This is a genomic window from Microbacterium xerophyticum, assembly GCF_053543555.1.
Map to the genome: position 1 here is coordinate 123,903 of NZ_JBLVOB010000003.1, position 24,629 is coordinate 148,531.

23 protein-coding genes are annotated in these 24,629 nt (G+C 68.6%); 20 read left to right on the forward strand and 3 right to left on the reverse strand.

Annotation, left to right across the window (positions count from 1 at the left end):
* The coding region (locus ACNPNP_RS01660) for a LacI family DNA-binding transcriptional regulator (protein ID WP_448964328.1) at positions 1-397 on the reverse strand (397 nt) is incomplete at its 3' end.
* 86 nt (positions 398-483) lie between these two features.
* Here ACNPNP_RS01660 and ACNPNP_RS01665 point away from each other — a divergent pair.
* The 6 genes from ACNPNP_RS01665 to ACNPNP_RS01690 all read left to right on the forward strand — a co-directional run bounded on the left by ACNPNP_RS01665 (position 484) and on the right by ACNPNP_RS01690 (position 7,022).
* Positions 484-1,305, forward strand: coding sequence for a hydroxypyruvate isomerase family protein (locus tag ACNPNP_RS01665; RefSeq protein WP_448964329.1), 822 nt, complete (start codon positions 484-486; stop codon positions 1,303-1,305).
* Positions 1,302-3,485, forward strand: coding sequence for an alpha-amylase family protein (locus tag ACNPNP_RS01670; RefSeq protein WP_448964330.1), 2,184 nt, complete (start codon positions 1,302-1,304; stop codon positions 3,483-3,485). The genes ACNPNP_RS01665 and ACNPNP_RS01670 overlap by 4 nt, the downstream gene beginning before the upstream one ends.
* A 73-nt stretch (positions 3,486-3,558) precedes the next feature.
* Positions 3,559-4,395: an RraA family protein gene (locus ACNPNP_RS01675; protein WP_448964331.1), complete on the forward strand. Its 837-nt coding sequence runs from the start codon at positions 3,559-3,561 to the stop codon at positions 4,393-4,395.
* The gene (locus ACNPNP_RS01680; RefSeq protein WP_448964332.1) at positions 4,395-5,696 is read left to right on the forward strand and encodes a mandelate racemase/muconate lactonizing enzyme family protein; all 1,302 of its coding nucleotides are present in this window, start codon (positions 4,395-4,397) and stop codon (positions 5,694-5,696) included. The genes ACNPNP_RS01675 and ACNPNP_RS01680 overlap by 1 nt, the downstream gene beginning before the upstream one ends.
* Positions 5,693-6,490 (forward strand): NAD-dependent epimerase/dehydratase family protein, encoded by a 798-nt coding sequence (locus ACNPNP_RS01685; RefSeq protein ID WP_448964333.1) that lies wholly within the window; start codon positions 5,693-5,695, stop codon positions 6,488-6,490. The genes ACNPNP_RS01680 and ACNPNP_RS01685 overlap by 4 nt, the downstream gene beginning before the upstream one ends.
* A 55-nt stretch (positions 6,491-6,545) precedes the next feature.
* Positions 6,546-7,022: a heme-degrading domain-containing protein gene (locus tag ACNPNP_RS01690; RefSeq protein WP_448964334.1), complete on the forward strand. Its 477-nt coding sequence runs from the start codon at positions 6,546-6,548 to the stop codon at positions 7,020-7,022.
* A 7-nt stretch (positions 7,023-7,029) separates the two neighbouring features.
* Here ACNPNP_RS01690 and ACNPNP_RS01695 read toward each other — a convergent pair whose 3' ends face one another.
* The gene (locus ACNPNP_RS01695; RefSeq protein ID WP_448964335.1) at positions 7,030-8,331 is read right to left on the reverse strand and encodes a glutamyl-tRNA reductase; all 1,302 of its coding nucleotides are present in this window, start codon (positions 8,329-8,331) and stop codon (positions 7,030-7,032) included.
* 83 nt (positions 8,332-8,414) lie between these two features.
* Between ACNPNP_RS01695 and hemE the strand changes: the two genes are divergently transcribed.
* From hemE to ACNPNP_RS01750, 11 genes are all read left to right on the forward strand, one after another.
* Positions 8,415-9,455 (forward strand): uroporphyrinogen decarboxylase, encoded by a 1,041-nt coding sequence (hemE, locus tag ACNPNP_RS01700; RefSeq protein ID WP_448964336.1) that lies wholly within the window; start codon positions 8,415-8,417, stop codon positions 9,453-9,455.
* Positions 9,452-10,924 (forward strand): protoporphyrinogen oxidase, encoded by a 1,473-nt coding sequence (gene hemG, locus ACNPNP_RS01705; RefSeq protein WP_448964337.1) that lies wholly within the window; start codon positions 9,452-9,454, stop codon positions 10,922-10,924. Before hemE ends, hemG begins: the two co-directional genes overlap by 4 nt.
* Before the next feature lie 123 nt (positions 10,925-11,047).
* The gene (locus ACNPNP_RS01710; RefSeq protein ID WP_448964338.1) at positions 11,048-11,476 is read left to right on the forward strand and encodes a hypothetical protein; all 429 of its coding nucleotides are present in this window, start codon (positions 11,048-11,050) and stop codon (positions 11,474-11,476) included.
* 1 nt (position 11,477) lies between these two features.
* Positions 11,478-11,885 carry a phage holin family protein gene (locus ACNPNP_RS01715; protein ID WP_448964339.1) on the forward strand — a complete coding sequence of 136 codons (408 nt, stop codon included), beginning with the start codon at positions 11,478-11,480 and terminating at the stop codon, positions 11,883-11,885.
* The gene (locus ACNPNP_RS01720) at positions 11,872-12,147 is read left to right on the forward strand and encodes a hypothetical protein (protein ID WP_448964340.1); all 276 of its coding nucleotides are present in this window, start codon (positions 11,872-11,874) and stop codon (positions 12,145-12,147) included. The genes ACNPNP_RS01715 and ACNPNP_RS01720 overlap by 14 nt, the downstream gene beginning before the upstream one ends.
* A 74-nt stretch (positions 12,148-12,221) precedes the next feature.
* Positions 12,222-12,899, forward strand: a complete 678-nt coding sequence (gene hemQ / locus ACNPNP_RS01725; RefSeq protein WP_448964341.1) for a hydrogen peroxide-dependent heme synthase — start codon at positions 12,222-12,224, stop codon at positions 12,897-12,899.
* Positions 12,900-12,904: 5 nt separating this feature from the next.
* Positions 12,905-13,912 (forward strand): hydroxymethylbilane synthase, encoded by a 1,008-nt coding sequence (gene hemC / locus ACNPNP_RS01730; protein ID WP_448964342.1) that lies wholly within the window; start codon positions 12,905-12,907, stop codon positions 13,910-13,912.
* Positions 13,912-14,712: a uroporphyrinogen-III synthase gene (locus ACNPNP_RS01735; RefSeq protein WP_448964343.1), complete on the forward strand. Its 801-nt coding sequence runs from the start codon at positions 13,912-13,914 to the stop codon at positions 14,710-14,712. Before hemC ends, ACNPNP_RS01735 begins: the two co-directional genes overlap by 1 nt.
* Positions 14,709-15,686: a porphobilinogen synthase gene (gene hemB, locus ACNPNP_RS01740; RefSeq protein ID WP_448964344.1), complete on the forward strand. Its 978-nt coding sequence runs from the start codon at positions 14,709-14,711 to the stop codon at positions 15,684-15,686. Before ACNPNP_RS01735 ends, hemB begins: the two co-directional genes overlap by 4 nt.
* Positions 15,687-15,695: 9 nt before the next feature.
* A complete protein-coding gene (locus ACNPNP_RS01745; protein ID WP_448964345.1) occupies positions 15,696-17,018 on the forward strand; it encodes a glutamate-1-semialdehyde 2,1-aminomutase in 1,323 nt (440 codons plus the stop codon).
* 227 nt (positions 17,019-17,245) lie between these two features.
* On the forward strand, positions 17,246-17,695 hold the full coding sequence (locus ACNPNP_RS01750; protein ID WP_448964346.1) for a hypothetical protein: 450 nt from the start codon (positions 17,246-17,248) through the stop codon (positions 17,693-17,695).
* Between the two features lie 11 nt (positions 17,696-17,706).
* Here ACNPNP_RS01750 and ACNPNP_RS01755 read toward each other — a convergent pair whose 3' ends face one another.
* Positions 17,707-19,398, reverse strand: a complete 1,692-nt coding sequence (locus ACNPNP_RS01755) for an ABC transporter ATP-binding protein (RefSeq protein ID WP_448964347.1) — start codon at positions 19,396-19,398, stop codon at positions 17,707-17,709.
* Positions 19,399-19,506: 108 nt separating this feature from the next.
* Here ACNPNP_RS01755 and ACNPNP_RS01760 point away from each other — a divergent pair, with 108 nt between their 5' ends.
* The 3 genes from ACNPNP_RS01760 to ACNPNP_RS01770 all read left to right on the forward strand — a co-directional run bounded on the left by ACNPNP_RS01760 (position 19,507) and on the right by ACNPNP_RS01770 (position 24,610).
* Positions 19,507-20,568: an enoyl-CoA hydratase/isomerase family protein gene (locus tag ACNPNP_RS01760; protein WP_448964348.1), complete on the forward strand. Its 1,062-nt coding sequence runs from the start codon at positions 19,507-19,509 to the stop codon at positions 20,566-20,568.
* A 158-nt stretch (positions 20,569-20,726) separates the two neighbouring features.
* Positions 20,727-22,454, forward strand: a complete 1,728-nt coding sequence (locus ACNPNP_RS01765; protein WP_448964349.1) for an ABC transporter ATP-binding protein — start codon at positions 20,727-20,729, stop codon at positions 22,452-22,454.
* Entirely contained in the window at positions 22,451-24,610 is a 2,160-nt protein-coding gene (locus ACNPNP_RS01770) for an ABC transporter ATP-binding protein (RefSeq protein WP_448964350.1), read from the forward strand. The genes ACNPNP_RS01765 and ACNPNP_RS01770 overlap by 4 nt, the downstream gene beginning before the upstream one ends.
* The last annotated feature ends 19 nt before the right edge of the window (positions 24,611-24,629 follow it).

Sequence of the window (24,629 nt, forward strand, 5' to 3'; positions counted from 1 at the left end):
CCGCCCCGCGACGATAGGCCGCGAGCTGAGCGGCGGGCTCGCGACCGACCGCGTACAGCAGCAGGCCGTAGTCGAACGGGGCGAGCTCGGACTCGATGCCGGCGAGGAACGACGCCGTACCGAAGCCGATGTCGACGCGGCTGTTCGGCTTGTCGAGAACGAGGCCGACGGTCTGCGAGCGAGAGCGCCGCAGCGCCGTGGCCGTCGCGCTCGGCGTCCAGTTCAGTTCACGGGCCGCTTCCTGGATGCGCCGGGTCGTCTCCGCGGAGATGCTGCCGGTGCGATTGAAGACCTTCGACACCGCGGCGCGCGACACCCCGGCGAGCGCAGCGACATCGGCGATCGTCGCGCGGGATCGTCTTCCCGCCCCCGCCGCCTGCGGGTGCATGTCGCTCATCGCGCTCCTGTTCACGTCGTGACGCGTGTATCGATAACCGTCGCGAATCATCTTGTCACAGGGACAATCACCAGAACGGATGGGTCATGACCTCGTCGATCGTCGCCAACGTCTCGCTGCTGTACGCCGACCTGCCGGTCCTCGAGAGGTTCCAGGCCGCACGAGCAGGCGGGTTCGAGCTCGTGGAATCGTGGTGGCCCTTCGGCACGGCATCGCCGTCGAACGAAGAGGTCGAGGCGCTGATCCGCGCGATCGAAGAGGCCGGCGTGCGTCTCGTCGGGCTCAACCTCTACGCGGGAGACATGCCAGCGGGCGAGCGCGGGGTGCTCTCCCACCCTGGTCGGGAAGTGGATCTGCAGCGCTCCCTCGTCGCGACCGCGCGGATAGCGCAGCGCACGGGCTGCACGCACTTCAACGCCCTCTACGGCCTCCGTGTCGGCGGCGTCAGCGACGAGGCCGCTCTCGACGTCGCTCTGACCAACCTCCGCCGCGCCGGTGATGCGCTCGAAGGAGCGACGCTGCTGCTCGAACCGCTCAGCAGAGCGGCGAACGCCGGTTACCCGCTCGAATCCCTCGACGACGCCGAACGGGTGAGGTCCATGGCCGCCGCACAGGGGATCGGCTCGATCGGATTGCTGTTCGACTCGTTCCACCTGGCGTCCAACGGCCGTGATCTCGAGAAGGAGATCCGAAGGCACGCCGCTCACATCGCGCACGTGCAGCTCGCCGACAACCCGGGCCGCGGCGCACCGGGGACGGGCGACATCGAATTCGCCGGGGTGCTGCGAACCCTCTCCCAGGTCGGATACACGGGACGGATCGCCGCCGAGTACGCACCCGGTGCGCAGACCGTGAGCGCGAGCGCGCTCGAGTCGGCACTCGGGCTGGATCGCGAGGCACGGGAATGAGCACGGTCGAATCGATGTCGATCCCGGATGCCGTCACCGCCGAGCGCGCCGGACTCCCGTGGTACGAACGCGCCATGCGCTGGGCGCAACTGACCATGGTCGGCGACGACCCCAGACCGGGCAGCGGCTTCGACCCCGGGTTCTGGATCGACTACATGCGCGACATCCGTGCCGACGCCGCATGCCTGAGCGCGGGCGGATACATGGCCTTCTACCCGAGCGACGTGGAGGGGCACTACCGCAGTCCGTACCTCGGCGACGGCGATCCCTTCGGCGCCCTCGTCAGCGGAGCACGCGAGCTCGGTCTCGTCGTGATGGCGCGCATCGATTCGCACGCCGTGCACGGGACGATCGCGGCGCAGCACCCGGAATGGCTCAGCCGCGGTCCCGACGGCGAGCCTCAGGAGCACTGGTCGGCCCCGAACGTGTGGCTCACGTGCCCCTTCGGCCCCTATGCGACCGAGTTCGTGCCCAAGATCAACGCGGAGATCCTCGAACGCTACGACGTCGATGCGATCTTCGCCAACCGCTGGACGGGCGAAGGGCGATGCTACTGCGAGGGGTGCCGCTCGCAGTACAGAGAGGCGACCGGAGGCGCGGAGATCCCTCCGCTGCCGACGCAGAACGGCGGCTACACCGCGGAGGAGATCCGCTATCGCCAATGGTGGGAGCGCACGCTTCTCGCCATCGCGCGCACGTGGGATGAGCAGATCCGCGCGATCAATCCGGATGCCCGATTCGTCCCGAACTCCGGAGGCGGTGCGCTCAGCACCCTGGACATGTCGGCGCTCGCCGCGCAATCGGACATCCTCTTCGCCGACAAGCAGGCCAGGAGCGGGCTGAGTCCTGCGTTCACGAGCGGCCGTCACGCCAAGGAGTTCCGTGCCGTGATGGGGAACAAGCCCGTCGGCGGCATCTTCAGCATGGGCATCGAGGAAGCCCATCGCTGGAAGGACTCCGTGCAGGTGGGCGAGGAGATCCGGATGTGGGTGGCTTCGGCCACCGCGAACGGCGTGCGCGCCTGGTTCACGAAGTTCGCAGGGACAGTGCACGACACCCGTTGGCTCGAAGTCGTCAAGGACATCTACGTGTGGCAGGCCGAGCATGAGCAGTACCTGCGCAACACCCGATCGATCGCCGACGTCGGACTCGTGTACTCGCAGCAGAGCGCGCGGGCCTTCGACGGCGCCGAGTCGGAACGCACGGTGCAGCGCCCGATCCTCGGCTGGTATCAGATGCTCGTCGAGGCGCGGATGCCGTTCGACATGGTGCACGATCACCTGCTCGACGCGGAAGCGCTCGGGAAGTACAGGGTGCTGATCCTGCCCAACAGCGTCGCCATGTCGGATCGGCAGGCCGATCAGCTCCGGGCGTTCGTCGCGGGAGGCGGAACGCTCGTGGCCACCTACCGCACGAGCCTCTTGGACGAGCACGGCCGAGAACGCGACGACTTCGCCCTCGGAGACCTCTTCGGCGTCAACGCGCACGGGCTGCGCACGGGCGTCTCGAACTCGTATCTGAGGCTGAAGGGCTCCGCCGGCGACTCGGCGGAGAAGGTGCTGCAGGGCATCGACGGCACCGATGTCATCATCAACTCGGCCAACCGCGTGGAGGTGACGATGCGCGACGATCGCGGCGCCGATCACGAGGTCTCCCGCACGGTGCCGGTGACCCTGATCGATTCGTATCCGGATCTGCCGATGGAGGACGTCTACCGTCGGGACACCGACGAGAGCACCCCGCAGCTCGTGCTGTCGCAGTTCGGAGCGGGCAGGGTGGCGTATTTCGCCAACGACATCGACAGGGCGTTCAGCGACTTCCTCGTGCAGGACCATTTCGAACTCATGCGCGGCGTGATCGACTGGGCCAGGGATGCGGGTGAACTCGTCAGCGTGCGCGGGGCTGGTGTCATCGAGGTCGTCGCGTGGGAGCAGTCCGCCTCGATGACCGTGCATCTCGTGAACATGACGAATCCGCGCTATCTCAAGGGCCCGATCGTCGAGCTCCTGCCCAGCCCCGAGCAGTTCGTGTCCATCGCGATCCCCGAGGGGCGAGGAGTCGAGCGCGTGCGGCTGCTGCGCGCCGGGGTGGATGCGGATGCGCTCATCGTCGACGGGCGGATCGAGCTCACCGTCGACTCCGTACTCGATTTCGAGGTGATCGCGATCGACTTCGACTGACCAGCATCCGCCGGCAGGCGCGACAGCGCACCTCATGTGAACCACAACCGCAACACCGATCAGGGAGACAACCGTGCCAGTCGATGGCTTCTTACAGAGCCCAGCAGACATCATCCGCCTCACAGCCGGTTGGGAGGGGGAGCGGTCGGCCGACGGGCGTCCGCACGTCGGCGATGACGTGCTCGAGCGGATCAGGACCGCAACGTCCGAGGACGCCTGGGCCACGACGCACAAGCACGGGTACCCGCGGCAGTTCGCGAGCGGATGGCAGCAGACGCATCCTGGACGTGTGCTGGTCGGACGTGCCGTGACGGCGCAGTTCCTGCCCCACCGCCCCGACTACGACGGGGGGGTGGTCGCCAGTGGCGAGCGCGACGGCCTGCAGGACGGCGACCGGCAGAACTCCTGGGTCATCGATGCACTCGGAGCGGGCGACGTCATGGTGGTCGACATCTTCGGAAAGGTCGTCGAGGGCACCGTGATCGGTGACAATCTCGGTACGGCCGTCGCCGCACGCACGCACGCCGGTGCTGTGATCGACGGGGGAGTGCGCGATCTGGCCGGGCTGCAGCGGCTCGACGACGTCAACTTCTTCTACCGCGCCGCCGACCCGACACCCATCCGCAACGTCACGCTCGCCGGCCTCAACATCCCGGTGCGCGTCGGCGGGGCCACCGTCCTGCCCGGCGATGTCGTTCTCGGAACGGCGACCGGCGTGTACTTCATCCCCCCGCATCTCGCCGCGGAGCTCGCGGACAGCGCATGGGAGACGGCATCGCGGGACGCCTTCGGCAAGCAGCGACTGCGTGAAGGACGCTACTCGAGCGCTTCCATCGACACGTCGCCATGGCTCGACGAGATCGAGGCCGACTTCCAGAACTGGCGCGAGCTCGAGGGGAGCACCCGCTGATGACCACTGTGAACGATGTCGGATCCCTGTCGTCGGAGATCGACTACGAAGTGCCCGTCTCACGTGGCTCGGCTCCATCTCAGTTGCGCATCACCGATCTGCGGATCGCGAACCTGGTAGGCGTCCCGTTCCGCTCGACGATCGTCCGCATCGACACGAACCAGGGCATCAGCGGGTACGGCGAGGTACGTGACCAGGCCAGTGCGAGCTACGTCCTCGCGCTCAAGAGCCGGCTCGTCGGCAAGAATCCGTGCGACGTCGATGCGATCTTCCGATCGATCAAGCAGTTCGGCGGACACGGCCGACGCGGCGGCGGAGTCAGCGCCGTCGAGATGGCGCTCATGGACCTCGCGGGCAAGGCCTACGGTGTTCCGGCCTATCAGCTCGCGGGCGGCAAGCATCGCAGCGAGGTGATGTGCTACGCCGACACTCCTGGCGGCGCCGACGCGCATCGGACGGCTGCGAAGCTGCGGGCCAGGCTGGATGCCGGTTACAAGATGCTCAAGGTCGATGTCGGTGTCGACCTGCTGTGGGACATCCCCGGGACGCTCATCGCGCCGCCCTACGCGCGTGCGGCGACGCTCACCATGCACCCCTTCACAGGGCAGCAGATCACCCCGGCGGGGATCGAGTACCTCGTCGACTACGTGCGCGTGCTGCGTGAAGAGGTCGGGTACGCGGTGCCGTTGGCGATGGATCACTTCGGGCACATCCCGCTCGAATCCTGCATCCGGATCGCGCAGGCGTTCGAGCAGTTCAATCTGGCATGGCTGGAGGACATGATCCCGTGGCAGTACACGGCCCAGTGGAAGCGGCTCACGAGCGCCACCACGACGCCGACGTGCACCGGCGAGGACATCTATCTCGCGGAGAACTTCCGGCCGCTGATCGAGGAAGCGGCAGTCAGCGTCATCCATCCGGACCCCGCGACGTCCGGCGGCATCCTCGAGACGAAGCGCCTCGGCGACTACGCATGGGAGCACGGCATACCCATGGCGCTGCACCTCGCGGCCTCGCCCGTCGCGACCATGGCATGCGTGCACCTCGCGGCGGCGACCGAGAACTTCATCGGGCTCGAGCATCACGCCGCCGACGTCGAAGGATGGAGCGAACTGGTCACCGGGCTTCCGAATCCGATCATCAAGGACGGGTTCATCCAGGTTCCGGACGGTCCCGGCCTCGGCTTCGGCGATATCAACGAGGAGGCCATGCGCGGCCACCTCGATCCGGCCGATCCGGTGTTCTTCGCTGAGACATCGCACTGGGACGCCGAGCGCAGCATGGACCGGATCTGGGGATGACCATGCGGATCGCGGTGACGGGTGCCGCCGGCCTGCTCGGCCGACGCGTCGTGGCCGCGACCCGCGCAGAGGGGCACGAGCCTGTCGCCATCGACCGGGCGCCCGCGCCCGACATCATCATGTGCGATGTCACGGATGCCGATGCGCTGCGCGATGCCGTCGGACATGCGGATGCCCTCGTGCATCTGGCCGCGATCACCTCTCCGCTCGACAGGCCGGCGCACGTGGTGCACAACACCAACGTGACCGGTTCGTACAACGCTCTGACCGTCGCGGCCGAGCAGGGCATCGGCAGGGTGGTGATGGCGTCGAGCGTGAACGCCATCGGCGGATGCTTCAGTCGTGCACCGCGATACGACTACTTCGCGGTCGATGAAGACCATCCGGTGTATTGCGAGGACCCGTACGGCCTGTCCAAACGTGAAGCGGAGCTGCAGTCCGACGCGATGGTCTCCGCGAACCCCGGGCTGTCTGTCGTGTCGCTGCGCTACCACGCGCTCATCTCGTCCAGAGCCGAGCGCCTGGATCGGCGGCGACCGGATGTGCCGTCGCGAGACCTCTGGGGGTGGACCCCGCTGGATGAGGCGGCGGCGGCGACCGTGCGCGCCTGCACCGTCGAATCGGACGGGCATGTCGTGCTCAACCTCGTCGCCGCATCCACATTGAGCAGCACGCCGACGGCAGAGCTCGCCACCATGCACTATCCCGAAGTGCCGATCACGGCGCCGCTGCCGGGCAACGCCTCGTTCTACGACTCGGAGCGGGCGAGGGCACTGCTCGACTGGCGCGGTTGAGACAGCAGGGCCGGCTGGATCTCAGCCGGCGATGACGATCTGGAGAACAGGAACGATGACCATGGATTCCGCAGCGGAGACGGCTCTCGCCGAAGTGATCGCCCAGGAGGAGGAGCTGCGCTTCGACACGTTCGGATACGACGACGCGTATGCCGTCGGCACGCGCGTGATCGAGCTCGCACGTTCACGCGATCAGGCCGTCGCCGTCTCGATCGTGTTCGGATCGCAGCGGGTGTTCCACGCCGCGCGTGCAGGAACTCGTGTCGAGAACGATCTCTGGCTCGAGCGGAAGATCCGAACTGTCACCTCATACGCGCAGTCGACCTATCGAGTGGGACTGTCGTTCCGCGGGCGCGGAGCGGATTTCCGCACGAGCAACTGGCACGAGCCGAACGACTACGCGGCGTTCGGCGGTGGGTTCCCGATCCGGGTGGGGGAGCTTCTCGTCGGAGTCGCAGCGGTGTCCGGACTCGCGGAGGCCGACGATCACGCTCTGATCGTGGAGGCGCTGCGGGAGGTGCGCGGACGGTGACGCGTACTCAGGCCGATTCGGCAGCCGGAGCATCGGCGGCGACGTCTGCCGTGATGCCGTACAGCGTCTCGAGCGCCGCGGCGAACTCGTCGCCCCGTCCCTGAGCCGCGAGTTCGTGCGCCCGCTTCGTCGGTGCGTGCGTGAGCACCCCGGCGAGGTGACGCATGGCCTGCTCGACCCTGCCGCCCTCGTCGCCGCGCGCGCGAGCCCGCTCGATCTCGGCTTCCATGAGGCCGAGGATGTGCGTGCGGAACGCCACGACCGACGGCGTCACGCTCTGCTGCGCGCCGACCACGTGGAAGGTGTCGGCGGCCTCGCGGACCACGGTGCGTGCCGCATCCGTCGCCTGGAGCTCCTCGAGGGGAGCGTGCAGACGGATCGTCTCGAGATCGAGCAGCGCGACGCCCTCGAGGCTCGCGATGTCGGGGTCGACGTTGCGCGGCATGCCCAGGTCGATCACGAGCTGCGAGGTCTGCTGGCCCATCGGGCAGCCGGCGGCCGCGTCGCCTGTCGGCCCCTGCAGCTGCGCGCGACCGAGCACCGGCTCCGTCGCGGTGGTGCAGGTGATCAGCAGGCTCGACGCCGTCGCGATGCGCGCGTAGTCGGCTTCGGAGACGGCAGCGATGTCGTGCTTCTTGGCGAAGAGCTCCGCGCGTCCGGAGGGTGAGTACACCGAGATGTTCGTCGCGCCGCGCTCGCGCAGCGTGGCGAGCGTCACCGCGGCGTACGAGCCGGTGCCGACGAGCAGCACGCGCTCGGCGGACCAGTCGGCGATACGGCTGTCGGCGAGTTCGAGCGCGAGGCGCACGAGCGAGCGTCCCGCTCGGCCGAGCGCCGTGACGTTCTTGACCTTGCGCTGCGCCTGGCTCGCGCGCTGGAAGAGCCGCTCGAGCTCGGGGGAGGTGGTGCCGTGCTTGCGGGCGGTGGTGAGGGCGCGTCGCACCTGGCCGGCGATCTCGCCTTCGCCGGACACGACCGATTCCAGACCGGACGCGACCGCGAAGAGGTGCTCGGCGACCCGGCGGCCGGAGTGCACGGCGTAGGCGCCGTCGAGCTCTTCGGCGGGGATGCCCGCCGACTGCTCGATCGCTTCGAGCACGGCTTCGACGCCCACCGCCCCGGCGGCGGTCACCGGCTCGTCGACCTCGACGTACGCCTCGAATCGATTGCACGTCGAGACGACGACTGCACCCTGCACGCACGGAGCGAGGCGCAGAAGATTCGGCGCGACGTCGTCGGGGGTGCGGCTCAGTCGTTCGAGCATTTCGAAGGAGGCGGTCTTGTGGTTCGCCGTCACACACAGCAGCACACTGACATCTTACGCCGCCTTTCGGAGTGCCTCCTGGATGCGGTCACCGGGCACCCATAGAGACCGGATGGGATGATGGACGCATGTCCTCATCCACTGCCCCGCTGCTGCGCGCGCTCGCCGGAGATCGACCAGAGCAGACCCCCGTATGGTTCATGCGACAGGCAGGTCGCTCGCTTCCCGAGTACCGCGAACTCCGCGTGGGCACACGGATGCTGGATGCGTGCCTGACTCCTGACCTCGCCGCTGAGATCACGCTGCAGCCGGTCCGCCGCCACGGCGTCGACGCCGCCGTCTTCTTCAGCGACATCGTGATCCCGCTGCGCCTCGCCGGTGTCGACGTGGTCATCGAGCCCGGACGCGGACCCGTGTTCGCAGAGCCGGTGCGCACGCGGGCCGACGTCGATCGGATCACCGCGATCGATCCGGAATCCCTCGACACGACCGCGATCGCCGAGGCCGTGCGCATCGTCACCGCCGAACTCGGCGACACACCGCTGATCGGCTTCGCCGGTGCACCGTTCACGCTCGCCGCGTACCTGGTCGAAGGCGGGCCCTCCAAAGAGCACCTCCGTGCCCGCGCCATGATGCACACCGACCCAGAGGCGTGGAACCGCCTGGCCGGCTGGCTCTCCCGCATCTCCCGCCGCTTCCTCGAGGCGCAGCGCGACGCGGGAGCGGCGACCGTGCAGCTGTTCGACTCGTGGGCGGGTTCGCTCAGCCCCGCCGACTACCGTTCACTGATCGCTCCGCACTCGAAGGCCGCGGTGACCGACCTCGGCATCCCGGTGATCCACTTCGGCGTCGGCACCGGACCCTTCCTGGCGGACATGACGCTCGACGGCGTCGCCTCGGCTGTCGGCGTCGACTGGCGTCAGCCGCTCGACGAGGCCGCACGCATCCTCGGCCCTGACGTCACCGTGCAGGGGAACATCGACCCGGCTCTGCTGTCGGCACCGTGGGCGGTTCTCGAGGAGCACGTGCTCGACGTGCTCGAGCGTGGGCGGGCGGCCCGCGCGCACATCCTCAACCTCGGTCACGGCGTGCCTCCGGAGACCGATCCCGACCAGCTCAGCCGCATCGTCGAACTGGTGCACTCCCGCACGGAGCCGGCACGCGCATGACCGAGGATCCGGTAGACCTCGCGGCCAGAGCCGCCGCGCGCCACGTCATCGTGATCGGCGGGGGCATCGGCGGTCTGATCGCCGCACGAGAGTGCGCCAAGGTCGGCATGCGGGTGACCCTTCTGGAAGCGGCGGGCGAACTCGGCGGTGCCATCCGCCGCGCCGAACTCGATTCGACAGCGGTGGATGCCGGTGCCGAGAGCTACGCGACGCGGGGCGGGCACGTGCGCGAGCTGCTCGCCGACCTCGGTCTCACCGATCGCATCGTCACTCCCGACCCTGCGGGCGCGTGGCTGGTCGGAGTGCCAGGTGTCGCCCCGGCCCCGCTGCCCAAGGGCGGTATCCTCGGCATTCCGTCGAACCCGTTCGCCGACGACGTGCGCCGCATCATCGGCTGGGGCGGGGCGTGGCGCGCGTACGTCGATCGGCTGCGGCCGCCGCTGACCATCGGCAAGGAGCACAGCCTCGGCAGGCTCGTCGCGTCGCGGATGGGCGACAAGGTGCGCGACCGATTGGTCGCACCCGTCACGGCCGGCGTCTACTCCGCGCACCCCGACGACGTCGACACCGAGGTCGCGGCTCCAGGACTGAACGAGGCCCTCACGCGTGCGGGGTCGCTGTCGGGCGGAGTCGCACAGCTTCTCGCAGACCGTGCCGACCGCGCCAAGAAGGCACCGGGCTCCGCCGTCGAGGCTCTCGCCGGTGGCATGCACGTGCTCGTCGACGCGCTGGCGGACGATCTCGACGAACTCGGCGCGACCGTGCTCACCGGGGCCGGTGTGCAGGCCCTGACCCGCGAGAGCGGGCAGTGGGCGGTGACGTTCCCGGTGGTCGGCGAGGGTGACGATGCCGAGGCGACGACCGAGACGCTCACGGCGGATGCCGTCATCGTGGCGACGGCTGAGCCGGCGGCCCGAACCCTGCTCGACGGCCACGTCGATGCTCTGGGCGCCCCCGGCGCTGCCCCTGAGATCGAGATCGTGAGCCTGCTTCTCGACGCCCCTGCGCTCGACGCCGCGCCGCGCGGCACCGGAGTGCTCACCGTGCCGGGCAGTCACACCGCCAAGGCGCTGACGCACACGACCGCCAAGTGGTCCTGGCTCCGCGAGGCGTCGGGGGGCAGGCACATCGTGCGCGTCTCGTTCGGCGCTCAGGGCGAGCCCGCGGCCACTGCGGGGCTGGACGACGATGAGGCGGCCGCGCTCGCGCTGCGGGAGGCTGCGGACCTTCTCGGAGTGCCGCTGCCGGCCTCGACCCTCGTCGACTCGCACCGTGCACGGTTCACGCAGGCGCAGCCGGCCTCCCTCATCGGTGCGTCCGAGCGTCGCCGCTCCGTGCGTACGGCGGTGCAGAAGGTCGACGGCCTCGCCGTCGTCGGGGCGTGGCTTTCCGGAACGGGTCTCGCCCAGGTCATCCCGGACGCGAAGGACGAGGCGGATCGCCTGCGCCGCGCCCTGCTCTGGGCGTAGATGAACCTTGGCTGTCAACCCCCTGTCGTATAGATGCCGAAATCGGCATATGGGGTTACGCTGGGTACCTGGCCGACAGGGGCGGAATCCTGCGGCTCGACCGGAACAACGTGAGGAGACCCCATGAAGGGGAAGATCGGACTCGTCGTCGGACTCGGCGTCGGTTACGTACTCGGCACGCGCGCCGGACGCGAGCGCTACGAGCAGATCAAGACGCAGTGGCTCAAGGTCTGGCATCTGGACCCGGTTCAGGAGCAGGTGACCAAGCTCACCGCATTCGCGGGCGACAAGGCCGCCGCGATACCCGGTGCTGTGTGGTCGGGCATCGTCAAGGTCGCCAAGTCCGCCGGCAACGGAACGACACCAGGCGAGAAGCTCGACTCCGCGATCGCCACGACCAAGAAGGCGGCGGAGAACGTCGCCGAGGTGGCGGAGGACGTGGTCGAAGACGCGAAGGCGGCGGCGAAGAAGCCCGCGGCCAAGAAGCCGGCCGCGACGTCGAGCACGTCGACGGGCACCGCGGCGAAGAAGACCACGACGAACGGGAAGTGACATGGTCCGCGGATACCGTGACCGCGCGGACGACAGCTTCCTGACGCTGCTCGGCGACCTCCCTGAGCTCGTCAGCAAGCTCGTCAAGGCCGAGATCGAATCGGCCAAGACCTGGATCTCGCGCACCGCGAAGGACGCCGGCATCGGCAGTGTCTGGTTCCTGGTGGCGTTGTTCTTCCTGTTCTGGCTCATCCCGATGATCCTCGTCTTCGCTGTCGCCGGGCTCTCATCGTGGTGGCCGGTGTGGCTCTCCGCGCTGGCGGTGATCGCGCTGCTGCTGCTCTGCGTGCTGGCGTTCGCGCTGCTCGGGCTGCTGAAGTTCCGCAAGGTGCTGCGTCGTGAGAACCCCGGTCAGGCGGTCGCGACCGATATTCGAATCGTGAAGGATGCCGGTGATGACAAACTCTGAGCTGAATCTGCCCCGCACCGCCGTCCCCGCAGGGATCACCGACCCCGTGGCATCCGCTCGTGCCGAGCTGAAGGCCGCTCTCGCCGCGATCGAGATCAAGGGGAACCTGCCTCGCCGCATCGAGAAGGCGTCCGTGCGCGGTGCCGCGAAGGCGCGTGTGTTCGCCGATCGCAACCCGGTCGGCGCGGCGGCGGCGGCCGTCGGTATCGCGGCGGTGGCCGGGGCGCTCGTGTGGGCCATCGCACGCGCTCTCGCGCGCTGACGCCGACCGGTCCCTGATCCCGTCGGAGGGTCACTGCATTCGCTCCTTCCCCGAGAAAGGGGCAGACTGGATGCATGTCCGACGCGAGCGAAGAGAACCCCACCGGCTTCACACTCTGGGCCGTGTGGCGACGCAATCCTGATGCGCCTGTCGCGGAGACCGACGCGACCGAGTTGGAGACGATCTCCGAGCACATCGAGAACTCCGGTGTGACCATCCGCGGCTTCTACGACGTCTCCGGCCTCAAGGCGGATGCCGATCTGCTCGTGTGGTTGCACGGCGACACGGCGGAGGACCTTCAGAAGGCGCTGCGCCGCCTTCGCCGCACCGAGCTCCTACGCACGCTGCTGCCCGTGTGGAACGTGATGGGTGTGCACCGCGACGCCGAGTTCAACCGTGCGCACGTGCCCGGCTTCCTGCGTGGAGTCGAACCCAAGGATTGGCTCTGCCTGTACCCGTTCGTGCGCACGCCGGAGTGGTACCTCGCCCCGGAGGAGGACCGCCGCAAGATGCTGGCGGATCACGGACGCAAGGGCGCGGCGTTCACGGGGGTCATCGCGAACACCGTCGCGGCCTTCGCCCTCGGCGACTACGAGTGGATCCTCCCGCTCGAGGCCGATGACGTCACCGAGCTCGTCGACCTCATGCGCGACCTGCGCTACACCGAGGCCCGTCGTTTCGTGAAGGAGGAGGTCCCGTTCTTCACGGGTCGCAGGCTCCGTTTCGACGAGATCGCGGACGTGCTGCAGTAGGCGTGATGAGTACTTCGACCCGACAGCGTCCGATCCGCCTCGGCACGCGCAGAAGCGCACTCGCGCAGGCGCAGTCCGGCCACGTGGCCGCCGCACTCGAGAAGGTCTCCGGCCGCAAGGTCGAGCTCGTTCCCATCGTCTCGGAAGGCGACACGAACCGTGCATCGCTGTCCGAGATCGGCGGGATGGGCATCTTCGCCACCCGCCTGAGGGAGGCGCTGCTCGGCGGGGAGTGCGACATCCTGGTGCACTCGCTCAAGGACCTGCCGACCGCCGAGCCCGACGGCCTGCTGATCGCCGCGACGCCGCAGCGGGAGGATGCGCGGGACATCGTGCTCACGCGCGACGGCACCCCGCTGCACGAGCTGCGCGCCGGAGCGAAGGTCGGCACGGGCTCACCGCGGCGCATCGCCCAGGTGCGCCGTCGCGCGCCCCGTGCAGAGGTCGTCGACATCCGCGGGAACATCGGCTCGCGCATGGCACGCGTCGAGTCGGGCGAACTGGATGCCGTGATCCTCGCGGCCGCCGGCCTGTCACGGATCGGGACCGAGATCACCCTCGCGCGTGAAGAGCTCGGCCTCGCCGAATGGCCGACCGCACCGGGCCAGGGGTCGCTCGCCGTGGAGACGACCGCGGACGCGTCGGCAGATCTCCTCGCCGCCCTCGCGCAACTCGACGATGAGGCCACCCGGCTGGCGATCACCGTGGAGCGCGGCGTGCTGGAGGGATTGGATGCCGGATGCCAGGCGCCGATGGCCGCGCACGCGGTCGTCACCGGCGACTCCGTGCGCGTGCGGACGGTCGTCTACGCACCCGAAGGAGAGCGGCGGATCGGCCTCGACGTCACCGAACCTCTGCGCCGGGGGTATATTCGTCTGAACGGCAGTGGCAATGGAGCGGATGCTGCCGATGGTGCGGACCCGAATCACGCAGCACGCGAGATCGGACTTTCTGTCGCCCGTCGGCTGCTCGATCAAGGGGCGGCCGGACTCGTCTCCCGAGAGCAATCCTGATGAGCAGCACACCCGAAACGAATCATGAGAAGCCGTTGACCGGCTGGCGCGTCCTCGTTCCGCGAGGAGGCCCCTGGGGCGACGGCGTCGCCGCGAGCCTTCGCGCGCAGGGCGCCGTCCCCGTCGTCGCGCCACTGATCAACTTCGGCCCCACCAACGACCAGGCCGCGCTCGACGACGCGCTGACGAAGCTCGCCGCCGGAGAGTTCGACTGGCTCACGATCACCAGCGCCACGACCGTCGATGTGCTGTTCGCGCACCGCGCCGTGGTTCCCCGATCGACGAAGATCGCGGCGGTCGGCGAGACGACGGCAGCAGCGCTTCAGGCGGTCGGCTACGAGGTCGCGCTCGTGCCGGAGGAGGACAACTCCGCCGAGGGGATGGCGCAGCAGCTCCTCGCCCTCGAACCGTCACCCCGTCGCATCCTGACCCTGCGCAGCGAGATCGCGAAGCCGGTCCTCACGCGCTCGCTCATCAACGCCGGACATGAGGTCTCGAGCGTCGTCGCCTACCGCACCGTCGGAGTGCCTGTCACCGAGCGCATCCGCCGCGATGTCGACAGCGGCCGCATCAACGCGATCCTCATCACCAGCGGATCGGTCGCTCAGCAGGTGCGCGAGCAGTTCCCCGACATCCCGGATGACACGCTGCTCGCCGCGATCGGCCCTCGCACCGCGAAGGACGCTCGGAAGGCCGGGCTGCCCATCACGGTGGTCGCGGACAAGCAGACCGTCGACGCGCTCATCGACGCGGTGTCGCACTTCACCCTTCCGCACGCGGCCGACGAGTTCGCACCGTGAGTTTCCCCGAGATCCGTCCGCGCCGGCTGCGTCAGTCGCCGGCAGTGCGGAACCTGGTGCGGGAGACTTCGTTGGAGCCGCGGCAGCTCGTTCTGCCGATGTTCGTGCGCGAAGACATCTCGGAGCCCGTGCAGATCAGCTCGATGCCCGGTGTCGCTCAGCACTCGCTCGATTCGCTGCGTCGCGCCGCGGTCGAGGCGGCGGAGGCCGGCGTCGGAGGTGTGATGCTGTTCGGCGTTCCCGCCGTACGTGACGCGATCGGCTCGGGAGCGGACGACCCCGACGGCATCCTCAACGTCGCAACGTCCGCGCTGGTCTCCGAGGTCGGCGACGCGCTCGTCGTGCAGACCGATCTGTGCCTGGACGAGTTCACCGATCACGGCCACTGCGGTGTGCTCTCCGACGACGGATCAGTCGACAACGACGCGACTCTCGAGCGGTACGTCGCGATGGCGCTCGCTCAGGCGCGGGCGGGATCGCAGCTGCTGGGACTGTCGGGCATGATGGACGGCCAGGTCGCGGCGATACGACGCGGGCTCGATGCCGAAGGCTTCACCGACACGATCCTGCTCGGCTACGCCGCCAAGTACGCGAGCGCGTTCTACGGACCGTTCCGCGAAGCGGTCGATTCGCAGCTGCAGGGCGACCGCCGCACGTATCAGCTCGATCCGGGCAACCGCCGCGAGGGACTGCGCGAGGCGCTGATCGACGAAGCCGAGGGTGCGGACATCGTCATGGTGAAGCCGGCCATGAGCTTCCTCGACGTGCTCCGCGAGGTGCGCGACGCCGTGCATATTCCGGTATGGGCATATCAGATCTCCGGTGAATACGCCATGATCGAGGCCGCGAGTGCGAACGGCTGGATCGATCGCCGGGCAGCCGTGCTCGAGTCGCTGCTGTCGATCCGTCGTGCCGGTGCCGATGCCGTGCTGACGTACTGGGCGACCGAGGCCGCCGGCTGGCTCCGCGACTGAGGAGGGTTCATGAACGACCGCAACGATGACCTGTTCGCCGCCGCACGCGCGGTGACGCCCGGCGGGGTGAACTCCCCGGGGCGGGCGTACGGCTCCGTCGGCGGGACGCCGCGGTTCCTGGCATCCGCCAAGGGCGCGACCGTCACGGATGCCGCGGGCAAGGAGTACATCGACCTCGTGGCCTCATGGGGTCCCGCTCTGCTGGGGCACGCGCATCCGGAGATCGTCGCCGCGGTGCAGGACGCTGCTGCCCGCGGGCTCTCGTTCGGGGCGCCCACCGAGGGCGAGGTGCAGCTCGCACGGCTCATCACCGAGCGTGTGCGGGTGGGCGACCTCGCTCCGATCGAACGCGTGCGCCTGGTGTCCACGGGCACCGAGGCGACCATGACGGCGATCCGCCTCGCGCGTGGTGCCACCGGTCGCGATCTGCTGGTGAAGTTCGCCGGGCACTACCACGGTCATTCCGACGGACTGCTCGCCGAGGCCGGGTCAGGGGTCGCCACACTGGCGCTGCCGGGCTCTGCAGGAGTGCCCGCGCCCATCGCCGCGCAGACGCTCGTGATCGGCTACAACGACCGCGCCGCACTTGAGACCGTGTTCGCAGAGCACGGCGACCGCATCGCCGCAGTGATCGTCGAAGCCGCGGCGGCCAACATGGGCGTGGTCGAGCCCGAGCCCGGCTTCAACCGCTTCATCGCCGACACCGCGCACGCGAACGGCGCGCTGATGATCCTCGACGAGGTGCTCACGGGCTTCCGCGTGCACCACGCAGGATACTGGGCGCTGCAGGCATCCCTCGGCGAGGAGTACCTGCCCGACATCATCACGTTCGGCAAGGTCGTCGGCGGCGGCATGCCGCTCGCCGCCCTCGGTGGTCGAGCCGCCGTGATGGACCTTCTCGCACCCACCGGGCCGGTGTACCAGGCCGGAACGCTCTCGGGCAATCCGCTGTCGGTCGCTGCGGGCCTCGCGACGCTGCGGCTCGCGACCCCAGCGGTGTACGCGCGGGTGGATGCCGCGGCCGCCCGTATCGCAGCGGCCCTGGACGCCGCCCTCACCGACGCCGGTGTCGTGCACGCCGTGCCCCGCGCCGGAAACCTGTTCGGTGTGGTGTTCGCCGAGCGGCCGCCGCGCACGTACGCCGAGGCGCAGGCGCAGGAGGCGTTCCGCTACGCGCCCTTCTTCCACGCGATGCGCGAGCAGGGCGTGGCTCTGCCGCCGAGCGTGTTCGAGGCGTGGTTCCTCACCGCCGCGCACGATGACGCCGCTCTGAGCCGCATCGAGGCGGCGCTGCCGGCGGCGGCCGCTGCCGCGGCATCCGCTCGTGCCTGACCGAGTGCACGTTTCGCGGACGTCGCGCGTCATCACCGGTTTCCACCGCGCATAACTCCGGAGCCTTTCAGGGATTCGGGTGCACAGGGTCGCCGAACGACGCTCAGCCGGGTGTTCCTCCGGAGTTGTGCGGAGAAACCGACGTGGTGGAACCGCACAACCGGATCGTTGCGGTCCTGTGAGGAAGTCGCAGACAGTTTGCAGGGCGTCGCTGGCAGACTGGGTGCATGGTGACGTTGCTGCTGGATCAGACACAGCTTGAGGTTGTGCTCTCCCCGCTCGAGCGCGCTGCGACGTTCCACCGCGAGAACCTCCGCGTTTCGCGCGACACCATCACCAAGGTGCAGCTCACCGACGATGCCTGGACGTGGCTGCGCGGAGTGCCGGGCCCCGGTACGCACATCCCCGGCATCCTCGCGGCCGGAACATGGAAGGCCGCCGCTACGACCGACTTCGTGCTCATCCGCCGCCACCGGGCGAGTGTGGTCATCGACCTCGAGGGCGATGAGCAGTTCCAACGACTGATCTTCACGACCAGGCACGGTCTCGCCCTCACTCAGGCACTGCGCCTCGATGTCTCGGAGGAGCCCGTCGACGTCGTGGAGATCGCGGGTACCGCGCCGGTGCCCGTCGTGAAGGGGCGCCAGCGACCGGTCATCCGGCCGCGCCCGGTGTGAGATCGGAGAGCTCAGCGCTGTTCGTGCGCGGACTCGCTGTGATCCGAGGATCCGTCCTGCGCGTCGTCGTCCGCGTCGTCCGCGGTCTCGTGGTCGACGGGCGCGTCCTCCGCGTCGTCATCCTCTGATGACGGGTCGCCGGTCAGTGCGTCGAAGAACTCCTCTGCCGGATCGGGCTCGTCGGAGTCGGAATCCGGCTCGGGCGACTCCGGCTCGGAATCCGCAGCAGTGGCGTCAGCACCCGGCACCACGTCGATGACGCGGGTGGCGTCGGGGTCGATCTCGTCGGCCGCGTCTGCGGACGGACGATCGGCTTGCTCTTCGACGTCGCCTTCGCTCGCGTCATCCGCCGTCTTGGCGGGCGTGTTGAACAGGCTCGCTACCGCGGCCAACCCGGCGATTCCGGGGAGCGGACGGTCTGCTTCCTGAGGGGCGGGTGCGCCGGTTTCGTCCGCCGATCCCGCTGCGTCGGAGGTCTCGGCGTCGGCGTCGAGGGGTGCCGCGTCGACGAGTGCCGCGTCCTCTGGAGCCGCATCTTCGCCCTGAGGCTCGGCGGCTGCGACTGCGGGTGCGGCCTCGGGGTCGGCGTCGTCTGCGAGCGTGTGATCGGAAGGCGCCTCGTCGACGATGACCTCGTCCTCGATGAGCGCATCGGCTTCAGCTTCGGGCGCGTCGACGGAGCCGAACAGTGCCGCGACCGGACGGTCGGCGTCGGCAGCGGGCTCGGCGTCGGCAGCGGACTCGGCATCCGTGGCGGGGGCGGGAACGGCATCCACCGGCGCGGCTGCGACGGCAGGCGCTGGGCGCACGTACCGGTCGTTCACGAGATCAAGGAAGACGTCCTCGAGCGTCGGACCGCGCTGCTGCAGTGTGGTCAGCGCCACGCCGGCGCCGGCGGTGACCGCACCGATGGTGGCCGCGTCGCTGCCCCGCACCGTCAGGCCGGAGCGCAGGACCTCGAACTCGAACCCTGCACCGCGCAGCGCGGAGGAGAGCGCGGAACGGTCGGCGGCATCGACGACGACGGGGCCGGTGCTCGGGTCAGCGAGGTCTTCCATGGTGCCGGCGAACTTCAGTTCGCCGCTCGCGATGACGAGGATCTCGTCGGCGGTCTGCTCCACCTCGGAGAGCACGTGCGAGGACACCAGGACGGTGCGCCCTTCATCGGCGAGACCGCGGATGAGCGTGCGCATCCAGCGGATGCCCTCGGGGTCGAGCCCGTTCGCGGGCTCGTCGAGCACGAGCACGCCGGGGTCGCCGAGCAGGGCGGTCGCCGCGCTCAGGCGCTGACGCATGCCGAGCGAGAGGGCCGCGATGCGCGTGTCGACGTCATCGGCGAGGCCGACGAACGAGATGAGCTCTCCGACGCGGGACATCGGGATGCTGTTCGCCTTCGCCGCGGCGATGAGATGACGCTCGACGGTGCGGCGGGCGCGGAAGCCGGGGTTCTCGAGCATCGCCCCGATGACGCGGGCGGGGTCGCGCAACTCGGAGAAGCGCTTGCCGCCGATCTTCGTGGTGCCGATGGTCGGACGCTCGAGGCCGACCAGCATGCGCAGCGTCGTGGTCTTGCCTGCGCCGTTCGGTCCGAGGAAGCCCGTCACCACACCGGGGTTGACGCGCGCGGAGAAGTCCGACACCGCGGCGACAGCGCCGAAGCGCTTCGTCACATGGTCGAACTCGATCAGCTGTCCGTCTGGCATCCCGGGCCTTTCTGCGTTGGGCGTTCTCTCTATCTTGTCGGAAAACACGCAGAATCTCGCGTTGGCGCTGTGCGATGCGTGAAGAAACAGGCGGGTAACGTGGCATTCGTGACTGACAGCACCGCGGAACCCACCGTCCTCGTCCGCACCGAGGGATCGCTGGGGCGGCTCACGTTGAACAGGCCGAAGGCGATCAACGCGCTGGATCTCGACATGATCCGACAGCTCACCGCAGCGCTCGATCGGTGGCGCGATGACACCGACATCGACATCGTCCTGATCGACGGCGCCGGCGAGCGGGGACTCTGCGCCGGGGGAGACGTGCGGGGCCTGCACGAGCAGATCGTCAGCGGTCGGCATGAGGGCGTCGGCGACTTCTTCCGCGAGGAGTATGCGCTGAACCTCATGATCGCCCGGTACCCGAAGACCGTCGTGGCCTTCGCCGACGGCATCACGATGGGCGGAGGGATCGGACTGGCAGGCCACGCGGCCATCCGCGTCGTGACCGAGCGCAGCCGTCTGGCGATGCCGGAGACCAGGATCGGGTTCACCCCCGACGTGGGCGGCACCTACCTGCTCGGTCGCGCTCCCGGCCGGATCGGCGAGTACCTCGGGCTCACCGGCGCCACGATGACGGGAGCGGATGCCGTCTACGCAGGCTTCGCGGACTACTACGTGCCGTCCGCTCATCTCGACGAGCTGCGCGAGGCGCTCGGCAAGCGCGCCGACCCGACCAGCCCGTCCGAGCTCGTGCTGCTGTTCGACGAGACGCCGGAGCGCTCCGTCCTCGCCGACGAGCGCGCGTGGATCGACGAGGTGTTCTCCGCGGACACGATCGGCGAGGTCGTGCAGCGACTGTCGGAGCGGACCGAGCACGCGGCCGGCGCGACTGCCGCGACGCTGGCCGAGCTCTCACCCACCGGGGTCGCCGTCACACTCGACGCCGTCCGCGAGGCGCGAGAGGGCGACCTGCGGGCCGCGCTGATCGGCGAGTACCGTCGCGTGCTGTGGTTCGGGACCCATCACCCGGACCTCGTCGAGGGTATCCGCGCGCAGCTGGTCGACAAGGACCGTTCGCCGAAGTGGCGACCGGCCACCATCGCCGAGCTCGGACCGGATGCCGGCGCCGCAGCACGCGCGTACGTCCCCGAGGTGCCTCTCTTCGGCTGAACCGACCGTCGCGCGTTGCTGGACGCGGTGCAGAATGTGCCCATGATCAGCGGATCGTTCGCCCTGAGCGGATAATCCGCATTCGTCGTGTGCAATGTCCGAACTTCGTGGCACTCTGTTCTGTGGCTGTCTCGGCCCTCTTTCACAAGGACACTTTCATGCTCGGAAAACTCCTCGTCCGCTATCTCTCCAAATACCGATGGCTCCTCGTCGGCGTACTGCTGTTCCAGTTCGCCAGCGCGCTCGCCACTCTCTACCTGCCCCGGCTCAACGCCGCCATCATCAACAACGGCGTCGCCCAGGCCGACACCGGCTACATCTGGCGCACCGGCGCATTCATGCTGCTCGTGTCGCTCGGCCAGATCGTCTGCTCGATCATCGCCACCTATTTCGCGGCGAAGGCCGCCATGAGCGTGGGCCGCGACATCCGTGCCGACGTCTTCTCCCGTGTCAGCGGCTTCTCGGAGCGCGAGGTGTCGCAGTTCGGCGCCGGGTCGCTGATCACGCGCAACACGAACGACGTGCAGCAGGTCCAGATGCTGGCGATGATGGGCGCGACCATGTTCGTCACCGCGCCGCTGCTCGCCATCGGCGGCATCATCATGGCGGTGCAGCAGGACGTCGGGCTGAGCTGGCTGATCGCCGTCTCGGTGCCTGCGCTGCTCATCACCGCGGTTCTCGTCATCGGCCGCATGGTCCCCCTGTTCCGCCGCAACCAGAATCAGCTCGACGCCATCAACCGCGTCATGCGCGAGCAGTTGACCGGCGTGCGGGTCGTGCGGGCGTTCGTGCGCGAGCCGATCGAGGAAGAGCGCTTCCGCGAGACCAACACCGAGCTCATGATCCTCGGCCGCAAGATCGGGTCGCTCTTCGTGCTGCTCTTCCCGCTGTTCATGCTGATCCTCAACGTGACAGTGGTCGGGGTCATCTGGTTCGGCGGTGTCGAGATCAACGCGGGCAACGTCGAGGTCGGCACGCTGTTCGCCTTCATGCAGTACATCGGCCAGATCATGATGGGCGTCATCATGTCGAGCTTCATGGCCATGATGATCCCGCGCGCCGCCGTGTCCGCAGAGCGCGTCGGCGAAGTGCTCGACGCCGAGTCGAGCATGCACCGTCCAGAGAACGGGGTCGTCGACTTCACCGCTCCTGGAACGGTGATGCTCGAAGACGTCGAGTTCACCTACCCCGGTGCCGACTCGCCCGTGCTGTCCGGCGTATCGTTCGGCGCGAACAAGGGGGAGACCGTCGCGATCGTCGGCTCGACCGGAGCGGGGAAGACCACGCTCGTCTCGCTGATCCCGCGGCTGTTCGACGTCACAGGCGGTTCGGTGCGCGTCAACGGCACCGACGTGCGCGAGGCGGACGTCGACGCGCTGTGGAAGAGCATCGGCCTGGTGCCGCAGCGTCCGTTCCTGTTCACCGGAACCGTGGCGTCGAACCTGCGCTACGGGCGGGAGGAGGCGACCGACGAAGAGCTCTGGCATGCGCTCGAGATCGCGCAGGGTCGCGATTTCGTCGAAGAGATGCCGGACGGCCTCGATTCGCGCATCGCGCAGGGCGGTACGAACGTCTCCGGAGGACAGCGTCAGCGGCTCGCGATCGCCAGGGCCATCGTGCACCAGCCCGAGGTCCTCATCTTCGACGACTCGTTCTCGGCGCTCGATCTCACGACCGACGCCAGGTTGAGGCAGGCGCTGTGGCGCGAGCTGCCAGGGGTGACGAAGATCGTCGTCGCACAGCGCGTGTCGACCATCATGGATGCCGATCGCATCGTGGTGCTCGACGGCGGCACGATGGTCGGGGTCGGCACCCACGACGAGTTGCTCGCCACGAACGACACATACCGAGAGATCGTCGAATCGCAGCTGGGGGTGGACGCATGAGCGACCAGAAGAAGCCGTATGCCGAGGCTCCGACCAGCACGGCGCAGGGAGCCGCAGGTGAGCTCACCGCAGAAGAGCAGTACGAGGCCGAACTCGCCGAGCAGGCGAGGCTGAACTCGGGCGACTGGGACGCGGTCGCGCCGGGCAAGGCCGACAACTTCGGCAAGAGCTTCGCCAGGATGATCGGTCTGCTGAAGCCGTCAGCGCTGTGGTTCGTCTTCGTGTCGATCCTCGGTGCCATCGGCGTCGTGCTGACGGTCGCGGCGCCGAAGGTGCTCGGCGAAGCCACCAACATCATCTACGAGGGATTCATCTCCAAGACCCTCGGCGACAGCGGCGTGCCAGCGGGCACCTCGCAGGAGCAGGTCGTCGAGATCCTGCGATCGCAGGGCCAGGACGACTTCGCCAACATGGTCGCGGCCTTCACCGACTTCCAGGTCGGCGCCGGCATCGACTTCGAACGCCTGCGCTGGATCATCGTCGCCGTGCTCGCGATCTACGTCGGTGCTGCGCTGTTGAGCTGGATCCAGGGCTACGTGATCAACGTGATCATGGTGCGCACGATGTGGCGCCTGCGCGAGTCCGTCGAGGCGAAGATCAATCGCCTGCCGCTTTCGTACTTCGACAAGGTGCAGCGCGGCGAGCTGATCTCGCGCGTCACGAACGACATCGACAACATCACCACGGCGATGCAGCAGTCGCTCTCCGGCGCATTGACCTCGGTGCTCACCGTGATCGGCGTGCTGGTGATGATGTTCTCGATCTCGTGGCAGCTGGCGCTGGTCGCCCTCGTCGCACTGCCGCTCATGGGAGTGATCTTCGGCGTCATCGGTCCGCGTTCGCAGAAGGCGTTCGGATCGCAGTGGCGCAAGGTCGGTCGCCTCAACGCCCGCGTCGAGGAGGCGTTCTCCGGCCACGCGCTGGTGAAGGTCTACGGCCGCGAGAAGGATGCGCTCGACAAGTTCCAGGTCGAGAACGAGGAGCTGTTCCAGGCGAGCTTCAAGGCGCAGTTCCTGTCGGGCATCATCATGCCGGCCATGACCTTCGTCGGCAGCCTGACCTATGTCGGCATCGCCGTGCTCGGTGGTCTGATGGTCGCGAGCGGGCAGCTCCGTCTCGGCGACGTGCAGGCGTTCATCCAGTACTCGCAGCAGTTCACGCAGCCCCTCAGCGAGCTGGGTGGCATGGCGGCGATCGTGCAGTCCGGCACCGCATCCGCTGAGCGCGTGTTCGACTTCCTCGACGCCGATGAGCAGGATCCGGATGACGCGGACGCACCCGCCCTCGAACAGGGCAAGGGCGTCATCGAGTTCGAGAACGTCTCGTTCTCGTACACGCCGGAGCGTCCGCTGATCAACGACCTCTCGTTCCGGGTGGAGCCGGGGCAGACGGTCGCGATCGTCGGTCCGACCGGCGCGGGAAAGACCACGCTGGTGAACCTCATCATGCGCTTCTACGAGCTCAGCGGTGGTCGCATCCTGCTCGATGGGCAGGACATCTCCGAGGTGACCAGGTCGGAGCTGCGCTCGCGCACGGGCATGGTGCTGCAGGATCCGTGGCTGTTCGCGGGATCCATCCTGGAGAACATCCGCTACGGCCGCGCATCGGCGACCGACGAGGAGGTGCTTGAGGCGGCGAAGGCGACGTACGTCGATCGCTTCGTGCACGCGCTTCCCGACGGGTACGAGACCGTCCTCGAAGAGGACGCGGCCAACGTGTCGGCCGGCGAGCGGCAGCTCATCACCATCGCACGTGCGTTCGTGGCGAAGCCGTCGATCCTCATCCTCGACGAGGCGACCAGTGCGGTCGACACCCGCACCGAGCTGCTGCTGCAGCACGCCATGGCCGCGCTGCGACAGGGACGCACGTCGTTCGTGATCGCGCACCGTCTGTCGACCATCCGCGACGCGGATCTCATCCTCGTGATGGAGCACGGCGACATCGTCGAGAAGGGCACGCACGACGAGCTCATCGCGGCGCAGGGCGCCTACTGGCGGCTGTACCAGTCGCAGTTCGAGCAGGCGGCGACCGACATCGATGCCGAGGAGGCCATGACGGGCACGACCCCCGTGGTCGTCACCGGTGACGCCGACGCGCCGGACACCGTGTCGGTCGCGAGCGGCGACACCGATGCCGAGGAGCAGGCAGGAGCCTGAGCCCGATCGTCGGGGGCGG

Excerpts from the sequence above, each read along its gene's own strand:
- ACNPNP_RS01715 (WP_448964339.1), top strand. The coding sequence starts at position 11,478 with ATGGTCCGCGGATACCGTGACCGCGCGGACGACAGCTTCCTGACGCTG.
- hemE (WP_448964336.1), top strand. The coding sequence starts at position 8,415 with ATGTCCTCATCCACTGCCCCGCTGCTGCGCGCGCTCGCCGGAGATCGA.
- ACNPNP_RS01670 (WP_448964330.1), top strand. The coding sequence starts at position 1,302 with ATGAGCACGGTCGAATCGATGTCGATCCCGGATGCCGTCACCGCCGAG.
- ACNPNP_RS01770 (WP_448964350.1), top strand. The coding sequence starts at position 22,451 with ATGAGCGACCAGAAGAAGCCGTATGCCGAGGCTCCGACCAGCACGGCG.
- hemQ (WP_448964341.1), top strand. The coding sequence starts at position 12,222 with ATGTCCGACGCGAGCGAAGAGAACCCCACCGGCTTCACACTCTGGGCC.
- hemC (WP_448964342.1), top strand. The coding sequence starts at position 12,905 with ATGAGTACTTCGACCCGACAGCGTCCGATCCGCCTCGGCACGCGCAGA.
- ACNPNP_RS01690 (WP_448964334.1), top strand. The coding sequence starts at position 6,546 with ATGACCATGGATTCCGCAGCGGAGACGGCTCTCGCCGAAGTGATCGCC.
- ACNPNP_RS01745 (WP_448964345.1), top strand. The coding sequence starts at position 15,696 with ATGAACGACCGCAACGATGACCTGTTCGCCGCCGCACGCGCGGTGACG.
- ACNPNP_RS01765 (WP_448964349.1), top strand. The coding sequence starts at position 20,727 with ATGCTCGGAAAACTCCTCGTCCGCTATCTCTCCAAATACCGATGGCTC.
- ACNPNP_RS01680 (WP_448964332.1), top strand. The coding sequence starts at position 4,395 with ATGACCACTGTGAACGATGTCGGATCCCTGTCGTCGGAGATCGACTAC.
- ACNPNP_RS01665 (WP_448964329.1), top strand. The coding sequence starts at position 484 with ATGACCTCGTCGATCGTCGCCAACGTCTCGCTGCTGTACGCCGACCTG.
- ACNPNP_RS01750 (WP_448964346.1), top strand. The coding sequence starts at position 17,246 with ATGGTGACGTTGCTGCTGGATCAGACACAGCTTGAGGTTGTGCTCTCC.
- ACNPNP_RS01755 (WP_448964347.1), bottom strand. The coding sequence starts at position 19,398 with ATGCCAGACGGACAGCTGATCGAGTTCGACCATGTGACGAAGCGCTTC.
- ACNPNP_RS01710 (WP_448964338.1), top strand. The coding sequence starts at position 11,048 with ATGAAGGGGAAGATCGGACTCGTCGTCGGACTCGGCGTCGGTTACGTA.
- ACNPNP_RS01720 (WP_448964340.1), top strand. The coding sequence starts at position 11,872 with ATGACAAACTCTGAGCTGAATCTGCCCCGCACCGCCGTCCCCGCAGGG.
- hemG (WP_448964337.1), top strand. The coding sequence starts at position 9,452 with ATGACCGAGGATCCGGTAGACCTCGCGGCCAGAGCCGCCGCGCGCCAC.
- ACNPNP_RS01735 (WP_448964343.1), top strand. The coding sequence starts at position 13,912 with ATGAGCAGCACACCCGAAACGAATCATGAGAAGCCGTTGACCGGCTGG.
- ACNPNP_RS01685 (WP_448964333.1), top strand. The coding sequence starts at position 5,693 with ATGACCATGCGGATCGCGGTGACGGGTGCCGCCGGCCTGCTCGGCCGA.